The following is a 13,112-nucleotide window of genomic DNA, read 5'->3' as shown; positions in this document are numbered from 1 at the left end:
TCCGGATGGATCACACGCTCCGGGCTTCAAGGGGCCCAGAAAATCTCAAGCTCGATGGGCTCGTGCCGCAGCACCGCCCTTATCGGCATATCGCTGGTTTCGCCGCCTTCAAGCGCTTGTCCAAGGACGGCCTTTTTCCCGGCGCCTTCAATATGCAGGGCTGCGAACCGCGCCTTGACTATGACCGGGAGCGTCAGCGTCAATCTCGGTTCACCGGCGCCTTCCGCCCGCATTGGCAGGACGAGCGCCCGCTGGTTTGGCGAAATGGCATCGGCCAGACGATCCCCGCCCGGGAAGAATGATGCCGTATGTCCATCGCCGCCCATGCCGAGCGTGACAACGTCGAACGGCTGCCCAAGCTCGGCGATATCCGCGGCCGCTATTTTAGCACCTTCTTCCACGTCCGGCGCGTCGTTGTAGAGGCCAACGAAGTTCGCGCTTGCCGCGTCGTTCTGCAGAAGCATTCCGGTGACCAGCTTCTGGTTGGAGCGGTCGCTGGATGGCGGCACGAAGCGCTCATCAACCAGTGTCACCGTGATCCTCTCCCAAGGCAACTTCTTGACAGACAGGGCCTTGAAGAAGCGGGCAGGGGTCGTGCCGCCTGATACGGCAAGAACGGCCTTGCCGCGCTCATCGCATGCAGCGCCGAGCCGGTCTGCCACGGTCGAAGCAAGCGCCTCGGCTAGCTCATTGCCGTCCGCGAAACTGTGCAACTTATGCTCCGTACCCATAGCAGGCCGCTTCACCCTTCATGCCTCAGCTTCATGCCAGGTTCGGCCGTCGCGCTCGATCAGGGCAATCGATGCTGATGGTCCCCACGTCCCGGCCGTGTAGCCATAGGGTGGCTGTTCGTTGTCGGCCCATGCCTTGAGGATGGGGTCGATCCACTGCCAGGCAGCAACCACTTCATCGCGACGCATGAACAGGGTCTGATTGCCCCGGACCACATCCATGATCAGGCGCTCATAAGCATCGGGGCTACGGGCCTGGAAGGATTCGGCAAAGCTCATGTCGAGCGGAACGTGGCGCAAGCGCATGCCGCCTGGACCCGGGTCCTTGATCATCATCCACTGCTTGACGCCTTCATCCGGCTGCAAGCGAATGACGAGCTGATTGGCGACAACACGCCCAGCGCTTTCGCCAAAAATGGAATGCGGAATCGGCTTGAACGAGACCACGATCTCGGATGCGCGCGTTGCGAGCCGCTTGCCCGTGCGCAGATAGAACGGCACGCCGGCCCAGCGCCAATTGGCGATTTCGGCCTTGATGGCAACGAAGGTCTCCGTGTTACTCTTGCTCTCCAGTTCGTCCAGGTAGCCCTTGACCGCGCCGCCGGAGGAAGCACCGGCGCGATACTGGCCGCGCACGGTCAGTTCCTCGTAATTCTTCGAATCGATCGGGCTCAGCGAGCGCAGCACCTTCAGCTTCTCGTCACGCACCGCATCGGCGTCCATCGAGGATGGCGGTTCCATCGCCACGAGGCAGAGGAGCTGCAGCATGTGGTTCTGTACCATGTCGCGCAGTGCGCCGGCCTTGTCATAATAACCCGCGCGGTTTTCAAGCCCGACGGCTTCGGCCACGGTGATCTGCACATGGTCGATATGGGCCGAATTCCACAGTGGTTCGTACAGGGCATTGGCAAAGCGCAGTGCCATCAGGTTCTGTACTGTCTCCTTGCCGAGGTAGTGATCGATGCGGAAGATCTGCTGTTCGTGGAAGACGTGGCCGATCGTGTCGTTAAGGGCAATCGCCGATTCAAGATCGCGGCCGATCGGCTTTTCCACGATGATGCGCGTATGATCGTGAACGAGCTTGTAACTCTTCAGGCGGCTGGTGATATCCCCGAACAATGAGGGGCTGACCGCCAGATAAAACGCGCGGATGCGCTTGCTGTCATTGCCGACCTCGGCCTTGAGGTCTTCCCAGCCATTATCTGAGGTGGCATCGACCGCAACGTATGAAAGGCGCTCCAGAAACTTGTCGAGCTGCTTTCCGTCGATTTCCGCAGCCTTCACGTGCTCCTTGATCGCCGCTTCCGCGAATGTGCGATAATCCGCAGTGGACATCGGCGAGCGGGATGCGCCGATGATGCGGGTCGGCTCGGAAAGCTGGCCGTCGCGCTGGCGCTGGTAGAGCGCCGGGATCAGCTTGCGCTCGGCGAGATCGCCAGTGCCGCCGAATACGATGCAATCAAAAGGATCAACCGGGATAATCTGACTGGTCATGGGGAAGTCTCGCTATGCCTGAATTGCGCATCCGTGGATGCGGGGTTGTATAATCTAATCGATTTAAAATGACCAGTCCCGATGTGTGAACTGCGTCAAAATGCATTTCCAATTCATTCCATTTCCAATAGGCTTGCAACGAACAGGAAGCAGTCATGTTACAGAATCTATCCAGAGTTGTCGCACAGGATAAGAAATTCCTGAACATCATCAACGGCAGCAACGTAGCTGCACTCTCGCAAGAAACGATCACTGTTTTGTGTCCGTCGGATGGCCGGGCGTTTGCCACTATTCCTGCGAGCAAGGCGGAGGATGTTGATCTGGCGGTGCGCGCGGCGCGCCGGGCTTTCGAGCATAATCCCTGGTCGCGGATGCCGGCGTTCGAGCGTGGCCGGCTACTGACGCGTCTCGGCCAGCTGATTGAGCATCACGGAGACGAACTCGCCGCGCTCGAATCACGCGACACCGGCAAGCCGATCCGGCAGGGCAAGGCTGATGTGGCGGCTGCCATGCGCTATTATGAGTTCTACGGCGGCGCCTGCGACAAAATTCACGGCGATACGATTCCGTTTCTCGATGGTTACACGGCACTGACCCTGCGCGAGCCGCATGGCGTCGTCGTGGGGATCATTCCTTGGAACTACCCCATGCAGATCATGGCGCGCGTGGTCGGCGCCGCGCTTGCCATGGGCAATACCCTGGTCATCAAGCCGGCAGAAGACGCTTCACTTTCGACAATCCGCGTCGGTGAACTCGCCATCGAGGCCGGTTTTCCTGATGGCGTCCTCAATGTGATCACCGGTTATGGCCGTGACGCTGGAGCAGCACTTTCCTCGCATCCGGATATCGACTATGTGACTTTCACCGGTTCACCGGTGACCGGCACCGCCATCCAGCAGGCGGCGGCCACCAACAATCGCGGTGTCACCATGGAGCTTGGCGGTAAGTCGCCGCAGATCGTCTTCGCCGACGCCGATATCGAGAAGGCGCTTCCCGTCCTCATCAATGCGATCATCCAGAACGGCGGCCAGACCTGTTCGGCTGGAAGCCGCATTCTTATCGAGCGCCCCATATATGATGACCTCGCATCGGCGCTGGGCGAGCGCTTCAACAAGCTCGTCGCCGGTCCGCATGATGCCGACCTCGATCTTGGTCCGATGATCAATCCGGCACAGAAACGCCGTGTGGAGAATTACGTCGCTCTGGCGACCGAGGCCGGAATCGGTGTCATCGGGAGCGGCTCGATCGATACCAGTGCACCTGCAAGCGGATTCTATGTCACACCAGTGCTGTTCGGCGCCGTCGATCCGGCAGCGGTCATTGCGCAGGAGGAAGTTTTCGGCCCTGTGCTTTCCCTGTTTCCATTCGATGATGAGCAGGATGCCATCCGCCTTGCCAACAGCACGGAATATGGCCTCGTCGCCGGCGTGTGGACCAGGGACGGCGCACGCCAGCACCGCGTTGCCAAGCGCGTTCGTGCCGGGCAGGTCTATGTCAATGCCTACGGAGCGGGCGGCGGAGTCGAACTGCCGTTCGGCGGCTTCAAGAAATCCGGACATGGCCGCGAGAAGGGCTTCGAGGCCCTTTACGATATGTCCGCGACCAAGACGATCATCTTTCGCCACGACTGATCGCACCACATCAAAATCACATGAGCATGTATGAGGAGAAGACATGACCCGTTTGGCAGGCAAGACAGCGATCATCACCGGTGGAGCTTCAGGTTTTGGCGAGGGGATGGCCAAGCGCTTTGCCGAGGAAGGCGGCCAAATTGTCGTCGCAGATCTCAATCTCAAGGGCGCGCAGAAAGTAGCGTCAGCTATAGGCAAGGCTGCGATCGCGGTGCACGCCGATGTCTCGCGCAAGGAAGAAGTCGATGCGATGGTGCACGCGGCTATGAACGAGTTTGGCCGCGTTGACATCATGGTCAACAATGCCGGTTTCACCCATCGCAATGGCTCGATGCTCGGTGTCGACGAAAGCACCTTTGACCTGATCGCTGGCGTCAACATGAAGGCGATCTATTATTCGGCGCTTGCGGTTGTCCCGATCATGGAAGTGCAGGGTGGAGGATCGATCATCACGACCGCTTCGACCGCAGGTCTGCGTCCGCGCCCGGGCCTGACCTGGTACAATGCGTCGAAGGGCTGGGCCATCAGCGCCACCAAATCCATGGCGATCGAGCTTGCGCCCAAGAACATCCGCGTCAATTGCCTCTGCCCTGTGGCGGGTGAAACGCCGATGCTTGGCCTTTTCATGGGCGAGGACACGCCCGAAAAGCGAGCGCAGTTTAAGGCAACGGTACCGCTTGGCCGTCTGTCGACGCCGCTCGACGTTGCCAATGCCGCGCTGTGGCTTGCCTCCAGCGAAGCCGATTTCATCACAGGTGTCGCGCTTGAAGTTGATGGCGGCCGCTGCATCTAGGAAATAAGCCTGCAAGCCTTGAAACCATAGCGGGGTGGGCTACATTGTTGGTGTAGCCCATCTTCCCACAGCGCTGTCCTGGCCAATGTGACCCATGGCGCTCCCACCTTTCAAGGACATTAACATGACATCGAAACCTGTCTGGTTCATCACTGGCTGTTCAACCGGTTTTGGCCGCGAACTGGCGCGCCATACGCTTGAGCTTGGTTATCCGACCGTCGTCACCGCCCGCGACCCCAAGCAGGTCGAGGATCTCGCCAGGCAACATGGCGACAATGCCCTCGCCCTGAAGCTTGATGTAACCAGGGGCGAAGACATTGCCAGCGCCGTTAGCGCCGCCGAGAAGCATTTCGGCCGTATCGACGTTCTCGTCAACAACGCCGGGATCGGCTATTTCGGCTCGCTCGAGGAAAGTGACATCGACGAAGTCCGGAAGATGTTCGAGATCAACGTCTGGGGCCTCGCCAACATGACGAGAGCCGTCCTGCCGGGAATGCGCAAGCGGCGGTCTGGAACCATAGTGAATATCTCCTCTCAGGGCGGACTGGTCGCCAATGTCGCCGTAAGTTTCTACGCCGCAACCAAATTCAGTGTCGAAGCGCTGTCGGAATCGCTATCAAAGGAAGTTGCGCATCTCGGCATCAAGGTGCTGATCGTCGAGCCAAGCGGTTTCCGCACTGATTGGGCCGGCCGCTCCGCCAACGAGGTGCCGCAGACCATGGAAGATTATCAGCCCTCTGCCGGCGCGCGGCTGAAAATGCTGCGGGAATTCAGCGGCAATCAGCCGGGCGATCCCGTCCGCGCGGCGAAGGCGATCGTTCAGGCGGTGGAAGCCGAGGACCCACCGCTGAGGCTGTTGCTCGGCAAGGAGGCGCTTCTGAACGCCCGCAAGAAGATCACCGAACTGCAACGCGACTTCGATGCCTGGGCCGAAGTGACGGAATCTGCTGACGCCCCGAAGGCCTGACCCGCAATTGAGAAGAATGTGGCCGGCGTGAGCCGGCCATTTGCATCCTGATATGTTGCGAAGCAGCAGCTACGACCGCGTGAAACCCGATGACAGCTTGCACGACGCGCCGGGAATCTCTATCGCTTTCCGAAGACAAGAAAATCTGGAAACGCCATGCATAAAGTTGTCCTCAGCGGTACGGGCGTTTTCACGCCGGAACAGTCCATCAGCAATGCCGAACTCGTTGCGGCGTTCAACACCTATGCCAACCGGCAGAACGAGATTCATGCCGCTGAGATTGCCGCTGGAACACGTGAACCGATGACGATGTCAGCGGAGGACTTCATTGTCCGCGCGTCCGGCATTGAAAACCGCTATGTCCTCAACAAATCCGGTATCCTTGATCCGGAGATCATGCACCCGGTCCTGCCCGAGCGCGGAGACGAGGACCTGTCCGTCATGGCGCAGATGGCCGTGCATGCGGCAAGCCTTGCCCTCGCCAAAGCCGGGCGGGATGCGTCGGAAGTCGATGCTGTGATCTGCGCCGCTTCCAATCACGAGCGCCCCTATCCGGCCATTGCCATCGAGGTGCAGCAGGCACTCGGGATCGAAGGCTTCGGCTTCGACATGAATGTCGCCTGCTCGTCGGCCACCTTCGGTATCCAGGCCGCTGCCGACATGATCCGCTCCGGCTCGGCCCGCGCGATCCTCATGGTCAATCCGGAGATTTGTTCGGCGCATCTCGAATGGCGCGACCGCGATTGCCATTTCATCTTTGGCGATGTTTGCACCGCCGTGCTGCTCGAGCGCGACGATCTGGCCACGGCAAAAGACCGCTTCGAGATCGTCTCGACCCGCTGCCTGACGCAATTCTCCAACAATATCCGCAACAATAATGGTTTCCTGCGCCGCACGCGCGAAGGCCACATGGCCGACCGGCGCGACATGCTGTTCAAGCAGGAAGGCCGCAAGGTATTCAAGCAGGTGGTGCCGATCGTCTCCGACCTCATTCTCACCCATCTCGCCGACGAGAATATCGCACCGGCACACCTGTCGCGGCTCTGGCTGCACCAGGCCAACAAGGGCATGAACGACCTGATTGGCGTCAAGGTGCTCGGCCGCGAGCCGGAGCCCGGTGAACAGCCCAACATCCTGCAGGATTACGCCAACACGTCGTCCGCCGGCTCGATCATCGCCTTTTCGAAATATTCCGACGATCTGGCTCCCGGCAGCCTTGGCGTCATCTGTTCGTTCGGCGCGGGGTATTCGGTGGGAAGCGTGATTGTGCGGAAGATCTAAATCCGGTCCACCAGCGCGTACCAGCTGAGCGCAAGAAACAACAGCGGCGCCCGGAAGGTGCGCCCGCCCGGGAACGCGGGTACTTTCAGCTCCTCCAGCAGTTTCAGCCGGTCGCGGTTGCCGGCAACCGTCTCGGCATAAAGCTTGCCGACGAAGTTCGACAGCATCACCCCATGCCCCGAATAACCACCCGCCGAGATCACGTTCGGCATGACCTCGCGCACGAAGGGTTGGCGCGGCAGGGTAATGCCCACCGACCCACCCCAGGCCTGGGTGATTTCGACGTCGGCGAGCGCCGGGTAGATCTCGGCGATCTGGCGACGGATATGGGTGCTGATGTCGAGCGGATTGTCCGCCGTATAGGCTTCGCGCCCGCCAAACAGCAGCCGCCCGTCCTTCGAGCGGCGGAAATAGCGCACGACAAAACGTGAGTCATCGACGCTCTCACCGCCCGGCAGCACCGGACTATCGGGTCCAAGCGGCACCGTCGCGCCGATAAACGAGCGGATCGGCATCACATGCGAAGCACTGATTGGTTCGAGATTCCCGCCATAGGCATTGACGGCGATCAGGCATTTCGCCGCGGTCACGTTGCCGAAAGGCGTCGTGACAGTCACGCGGCCGTTTTCGGATTTGATCCCGGTGACCTTGCTGTTCTCGTAGAGGTGCGCGCCCGCCTGCGCCGCTGCCTTTGCTGTGCCGACGACCAGCTTCATCGGCTGTATATGGCCGGTGCCCTTGTCGTATGTTCCGCCCAGATAGCGCGTCGAACCAAGGCGTTCCGCGGTCTCCGCGGCGTCCATGTAGTGGATATGCGGATAGCCGAAGCGCTCCGCCATCAGTTCCGCGTGCGCCTGATAGTGCTTCAGGTAACGCTTCTTGTGCACGACGGACATCTGTCCCGGCACATATTCGATGTCGATCTTGTGCGCCTCGGCAAATTCGATGAGGTGGCTTTTCGCCTCTTCGGCAAGATCGAAGAGCGCCTTTGCCCGCGTGAAACCATATTGCTCTTCGAGTTCTTCCGCCCAGGCGCGCTGACCGGTGCCGAGTTGGCCGCCATTGCGCCCCGATGCGCCGTCGCCGAAGCGCCAGGCTTCGAGCAACACCACGTCGACACCTGCCGACGCCAGATGCACGGCAGCGGAAAGACCGGTAAAGCCGCCGCCGACAATGACGACGTCGGCGTTGCGCGATCCATCCAGCGCCGGATATTCAGTTCGATCGGGAACCGTGGCCTCGTACCAGGAGATGCCGGGGGAAATCGGGGATTGATAAGCCATTTTCACACATTCAGCAGCAAAAACTCACGCTCCCACGGGCTGATGACCTCCATGAAGGTCTCGAACTCGGCGCGTTTGATGGCGGCATAGGTGATGGCAAAAGGCTCGCCCAGCATGGCAATCAAGTCCTTGTCGTGCTCGAACAGGATCGTCGCCTCGATCAGCCCGCGCGGCAGTTCGATCAGGCTGTCATTGACCGTGGTCGAAGCCGGAGCGTCTGGCTCGATCCTGTTGTTCATGCCGATGAGACCGCAGGCAAGCGAGGCTGCCAGCGCGAGATACGGGTTGGCATCGGACGAGGGAATGCGGTTCTCGACGCGGCGCGCGGCGGGATCCGAGCGCGGCACGCGAAAGGCGGTGGTGCGGTTGTCATAGCCCCATTTGACGTTGACCGGCGCGGAAGCGGCTGGCGTCAACCGCCGGTACGAGTTCACATAGGGTGCGAACATGACAAGCGAGGCCGGAACATGCTTCTGCATGCCGCCGATGAAATGGCGGAAGGCATCGCTCTCCGTGCCGTCGGGGTTGGAGAAGACGTTGCGGCCGGTTTTCTTGTCGACGATCGACTGGTGGATATGCATGGCCGATCCCGGCTGGCCCTGAATCGGCTTGGCCATGAAGGTCGCATACATGTCGTGCTTCAGCGCCGCTTCCCTGATCGTCCGCTTGAACAGGAACACCTGGTCGGCAAGCTCGATCGGATCGCCGTGACGCAGGTTGATTTCGAGCTGCGCCGCGCCCTCTTCGTGGATGAGCGTGTCGATCTCGAGGCCCTGGCTCTCGGAGAAGTGGTAGATGTCGTCGATCAGCTCGTCGAACTCATTGACGCCGGCGATGGAGTACCCCTGGCCGCCGCCAATGGCGCGGCCCGATCGTCCGACAGGCGGCGTCAGCGGATAGTCGGGGTCCGGATTCTTCTTGACCAGATAGAACTCGATTTCCGGGGCGACGACTGGCTTCAGGCCCTTCTTGTTGTAGGCGGCAACGACGCGCTTGAGGACGTTACGCGGCGTGAATTCGACGGCCTGGCCGTCCTTGTTGACGAGATCGCAGATGACCTGTGCAGTAGGGTCGGCTTCCCATGGCACTTCCGAGAGCGTCGAAAGGTCCGGCATCAATTTCAGGTCGCCATCATCTTCCGGATAGGAGAACCCATGGCCGTCTTCGGGATAGGAGCCTGAGATCGTTGCCATGAATACGGCAGAGGGCAGGGCAAGTGACGTATTGGAGGTGAATTTCTTCGACGGCATCATCTTGCCGCGCGCAACGCCCGCCTGATCCGGCGTGATGCATTCGATGTCTTCGATATCCCGCCAGGCCAGCCACTCGGAAGCTTCGCGCCAGTTTTTCACGCCGCGGGTTGACTTGACATAGGCGGGCGTACGCCGCCGGGTCCGCGCGGGCTTTTTTTCAGGGGTTTCGGAAGGCATCAATCACCAGAATTCGTTACGATGCCAAAATGATAGAACAAAATATGACAGGATGGGAGGCAGGGCGGAGAAAATAGTGTGGGTGCCATTTCCCAAACCAAAACCGCCCGCAATTGCTTGCGGACGGTTCTGCGCACCGTGCTGGCCCCAGACCGAAGCCAGAGAAGGCCACGGGCGAGATTATTGCCGGGTCACGACGACCGGGATCAAAAGGTCGCCCCAGTTGCCGTCGCCGCCATGATGGCGGGCGGAGCGCACCAGCTCCACGGACACGCCGGCGTCAACCGCCTTCATCACGGATTGGTTGAGGCGATGCAGGTCATTGGCGACCATGCGAATGACAGCCTGCTGGTCTGTATTCATGGCCGATGATTGCTCCTCGGCCCGTTCCTTAACGCGTGTCTGCGGTGCCATGATCTTCTCCTTTTCTGGCGTTGCAGCGGACAATCCCTTGATCGTCCGGGTGGACAGGCGGCAGATGTGGGCCGTGCCGCCTGACCGGGTTCCGTATTACTCTGCAGCCGGGCGGAACTGATCCGCCTCGGTTGATTCCTTCATGGCTGTCGTCGAGGACTGGCCGCCACTGATTGCCAGCGACACTGCATCGAAATAGCCGGTACCGACTTCGCGCTGGTGCTTGGTCGCTGTGTAGCCGTTGACCTCGGCGGCGAATTCCGCCTCCTGCAGTTCCGAATAGGCGGCCATCTGCCGGTCCTTGTAACCACGCGCGAGTTCGAACATGCCGTAGTTGAGCTGATGGAAGCCGGCCAGCGTGATGAACTGGAACTTGTAGCCCATCGCTCCGAGCTCGCGCTGGTACTTGGCGATCGTTGCATCGTCGAGGTTCTTCTTCCAGTTGAACGACGGCGAGCAGTTGTAGGCGAGCTTCTTGCCCGGATGCGCCTTGTGCACGGCTTCGGCAAATTTGCGGGCCTGTTCGAGATCCGGCTTGGACGTTTCCATCCAGATCAGATCGCAATAGGGCGCATACGCGATAGCGCGGGCAATGCAGGGCTCGATGCCGTTGCGGATCTGGTAGAAACCTTCCGCTGTACGGCCGGCATCCTGGTCTACGAACGGCTGGTCGCGCTCATCAATGTCCGAAGTCAGCAGTTTCGCAGCTTCCGCATCGGTGCGGGCAATGATCAAGGTGGGCGTTCCCATGACGTCGGCGGCAAGCCGCGCGGCGTTCAGATTGCGGATATGCGCCGCGGTCGGGATCAGCACCTTGCCGCCAAGATGACCGCACTTCTTTTCGGAAGCCAGCTGGTCTTCGTAATGGACACCGGCAGCACCAGCCTCGATGAAAGCCTTCATGATCTCGAAGGCATTGAGCGGGCCGCCGAAACCTGCCTCCGCATCCGCAACGATCGGTGCAAACCAGGTCTCGACCGAAAGACCCTTGCCCTCTGCCGTCTCGATCTGGTCGGCGCGCTGCAGAGTCTTGTTTATGCGCTTGGCCAGCTCCGGCGCCGCATTTGCCGGGTAGAGCGACTGGTCAGGATACATAGCTGAAGCTGTGTTTGCGTCTGCAGCCACCTGCCATCCGGAAAGATAAATTGCCTTGAGGCCTGCACGAACCATCTGCATGGCCTGATTGCCCGAGAGAGCGCCCAGCGCATTGACGAAACCATCTTCGTGGATGAGCTTCCAGAGCCGGTTGGCACCGTTCTCAGCGAGAGTATATTTGATCTGAACCGAGCCTCTGAGGCGCTGGACATCGTCAGGTGTATAGGGGCGTTCGATACCATCATAGCGGCCCTCCGGTGCGTTTGGTACGAGGTTGTAAAATTCAGTCATTATCATCTCCACAAAGAGTTTTATCTCGCCGCAGCCCGTCTGATAGGGAGGTTGTACGGCTGCGTTGATATGACTAGATTTACATTGCAGCGCGATATGATCCAGAATTATCGCGCATTTTGGCGGTTTTATCGAGTTATGCTGTTGTGTATTTGACAAATCCTGTTTGTAAATTTGTAAACTTTGTAATATTGAGATATGGTGATGAACTATGTAAAATCTTGTCAAGGAAGCGGAGGCCCATGCCATGGCTGAAGGCAAGATATTCGCCGGACCGCGCATCAGGCGCATCCGCAACGAGCGCGGCCTGACACAGACGTCCATGGCCGAGGCGCTCGGCATTTCGCCGTCCTACCTCAACCTCATCGAGCGCAACCAGCGACCACTCACGGTCCAGCTCCTGCTCAAGCTCTCCTCCACCTACAAGATCGAGCTCGACACGCTGCAGATGGAGACGGGCTCCTCCATGGCAGCTTTGAAGGAGGTATTTTCCGACCCGCTGCTCAATGGCGAACTGCCGGGCGATCAGGAGCTCATCGAGATCAGTGATGCTGCGCCCAATGCCGCAACGGGGATCATCAAGCTCTATCGCGCCTACAAGGAGCAATTGGAACGCCTCTCGGACCTCTCGGAACTGCTGGCCAAGGATGGCCGGGCGCCATCCCTGTCAGCGACGCGTTTGCCGCTGACCGAAGTCCGCGACGTGCTCGATCGGCGCGCCAACCACTTTCCCCGCATCGAGGGCGAGGTCGACAGTTTCATCGGCCTTATCAAGCCGGGAGACGATCTCCTCAGCGCGCTGAAGGCCTGGCTGAAAGCCGAGCACGGCATAACGGTACGCATCTTGCCCGTAGTAACCATGCCGAATTGGCGCCGCCGCTATGACCGCCATTCGCAGCGCCTGTTCATCTCCGAGCGGCTGTCCCCCTTCGACCAGCTGCGCGAAGTGGCAATGGAGGCGGCGCTTATGCGTATGCAGGTGGTGATCGCCGCAGAAATCCAGGACCTGAAACTCTCTTCCGACGAGGCGCGGCGCATCGCACGCTTCGAGTTCGGCCGCTATGCTGCCCATGCGCTGATGATGCCGTATCAGGCGTTCCAGACCGCCGCCGGCCGTGCCCGCTATGACGTCGACGTGCTTCGCTCGCGCTTCCATGTCTCGTTCGAGCAGGCCACCAACCGCCTGACGACGCTCGCCGGCAAGAACGACATCCCTTTCTTCATGCTGGAGGTTGACCACGCCGGCAACCGCTTCCGCCGCGCCGGCGCGCAGGGCTTCCCGCAATCGCGCTTCGGCGGCGAGTGCCCGAAGCTGCCTGTCCACGCCGCGTTCGCCCAGCCCGGCCAGATCCTCGTCGAGGCAGTGGAGATGCCGGACGGCGCCGAGTTCATGACTATTGCGCGGACGCTGGAAGGCCCGCAGGGCGCCTTCAATGAACGGCCGCGCCGCACCGCAATCCTGCTCGGCTGCGACATCGAACATGCCGACCAGACAGTCTATGGCAGCGCCATCGGCAACCGCAGCATCAGCGCCCCGCCGCTTGGGAAATTCGTAGGTTCAACGCCCGTCGGCCCCGCCTGCCGCCTGTGCGAGCGCTCCGCCTGCCTCTCCCGCGCCGAACCTCCGGTGACGAGACCGCTCGGATTGGACGAGATGGTGACTGGCTTGAGCGCGTTCGATTTTCAGTAGGCGGGCCTGCAA

Annotated in this window: 11 protein-coding genes; 5 read left to right on the top strand and 6 right to left on the bottom strand. The window is 60.3% G+C overall.

All coding sequences use genetic code 11. From position 1 onward, the window contains the following. Window positions 1–26: 26 nt before the first annotated feature. Together pgl and zwf are read right to left on the bottom strand one after the other, a co-directional pair. On the bottom strand, window positions 27–731 hold the full coding sequence (pgl, locus tag CU102_RS02315; RefSeq protein WP_106709317.1) for a 6-phosphogluconolactonase: 705 nt from the start codon (window positions 729–731) through the stop codon (window positions 27–29). 18 nt (window positions 732–749) lie between these two features. Then, entirely contained in the window at window positions 750–2,225 is a 1,476-nt protein-coding gene (gene zwf / locus CU102_RS02310) for a glucose-6-phosphate dehydrogenase (protein WP_106709316.1), read from the bottom strand. Window positions 2,226–2,380: 155 nt separating this feature from the next. On the opposite strand from zwf, the gene CU102_RS02305 reads away from it, so the two are divergent. The 4 genes from CU102_RS02305 to CU102_RS02290 all read left to right on the top strand — a co-directional run bounded on the left by CU102_RS02305 (window position 2,381) and on the right by CU102_RS02290 (window position 6,897). Beyond that, the gene (locus tag CU102_RS02305; RefSeq protein ID WP_106709315.1) at window positions 2,381–3,856 is read left to right on the top strand and encodes an aldehyde dehydrogenase family protein; all 1,476 of its coding nucleotides are present in this window, start codon (window positions 2,381–2,383) and stop codon (window positions 3,854–3,856) included. Between the two features lie 43 nt (window positions 3,857–3,899). Further along, window positions 3,900–4,649, top strand: coding sequence for an SDR family oxidoreductase (locus tag CU102_RS02300; protein ID WP_106709314.1), 750 nt, complete (start codon window positions 3,900–3,902; stop codon window positions 4,647–4,649). Between the two features lie 124 nt (window positions 4,650–4,773). Continuing rightward, window positions 4,774–5,616, top strand: coding sequence for an oxidoreductase (locus CU102_RS02295; RefSeq protein ID WP_106709313.1), 843 nt, complete (start codon window positions 4,774–4,776; stop codon window positions 5,614–5,616). 156 nt (window positions 5,617–5,772) lie between these two features. Next, window positions 5,773–6,897 carry a beta-ketoacyl-ACP synthase III gene (locus tag CU102_RS02290; protein WP_106709312.1) on the top strand — a complete coding sequence of 375 codons (1,125 nt, stop codon included), beginning with the start codon at window positions 5,773–5,775 and terminating at the stop codon, window positions 6,895–6,897. On the opposite strand, the gene CU102_RS02285 is transcribed toward CU102_RS02290, so the two are convergent. From CU102_RS02285 to aceA, 4 genes are all read right to left on the bottom strand, one after another. Then, a complete protein-coding gene (locus CU102_RS02285; RefSeq protein ID WP_106709311.1) occupies window positions 6,894–8,180 on the bottom strand; it encodes an NAD(P)/FAD-dependent oxidoreductase in 1,287 nt (428 codons plus the stop codon). The two genes, CU102_RS02290 and CU102_RS02285, sit on opposite strands and share 4 nt — an antisense overlap. 2 nt (window positions 8,181–8,182) lie before the next feature. Continuing rightward, window positions 8,183–9,610: a glutamine synthetase family protein gene (locus CU102_RS02280; protein WP_106709310.1), complete on the bottom strand. Its 1,428-nt coding sequence runs from the start codon at window positions 9,608–9,610 to the stop codon at window positions 8,183–8,185. 180 nt (window positions 9,611–9,790) lie between these two features. Beyond that, on the bottom strand, window positions 9,791–10,024 hold the full coding sequence (locus CU102_RS02275; RefSeq protein WP_100000043.1) for an SMc00767 family acetate metabolism repressor: 234 nt from the start codon (window positions 10,022–10,024) through the stop codon (window positions 9,791–9,793). A 96-nt stretch (window positions 10,025–10,120) separates the two neighbouring features. Further along, window positions 10,121–11,410, bottom strand: a complete 1,290-nt coding sequence (gene aceA, locus CU102_RS02270) for an isocitrate lyase (protein WP_106709453.1) — start codon at window positions 11,408–11,410, stop codon at window positions 10,121–10,123. Window positions 11,411–11,657: 247 nt separating this feature from the next. Here aceA and CU102_RS02265 point away from each other — a divergent pair, with 247 nt between their 5' ends. Then, a complete protein-coding gene (locus tag CU102_RS02265) occupies window positions 11,658–13,100 on the top strand; it encodes a helix-turn-helix domain-containing protein (protein WP_106709309.1) in 1,443 nt (480 codons plus the stop codon). Window positions 13,101–13,112 lie beyond the last annotated feature (12 nt).

Source organism: Phyllobacterium brassicacearum (assembly GCF_003010955.1).
Classification (GTDB): domain Bacteria; phylum Pseudomonadota; class Alphaproteobacteria; order Rhizobiales; family Rhizobiaceae; genus Phyllobacterium; species Phyllobacterium brassicacearum.
Note: the sequence above shows the minus strand (reverse complement) of the source record. Positions and strands in the feature narration are given on the sequence as shown.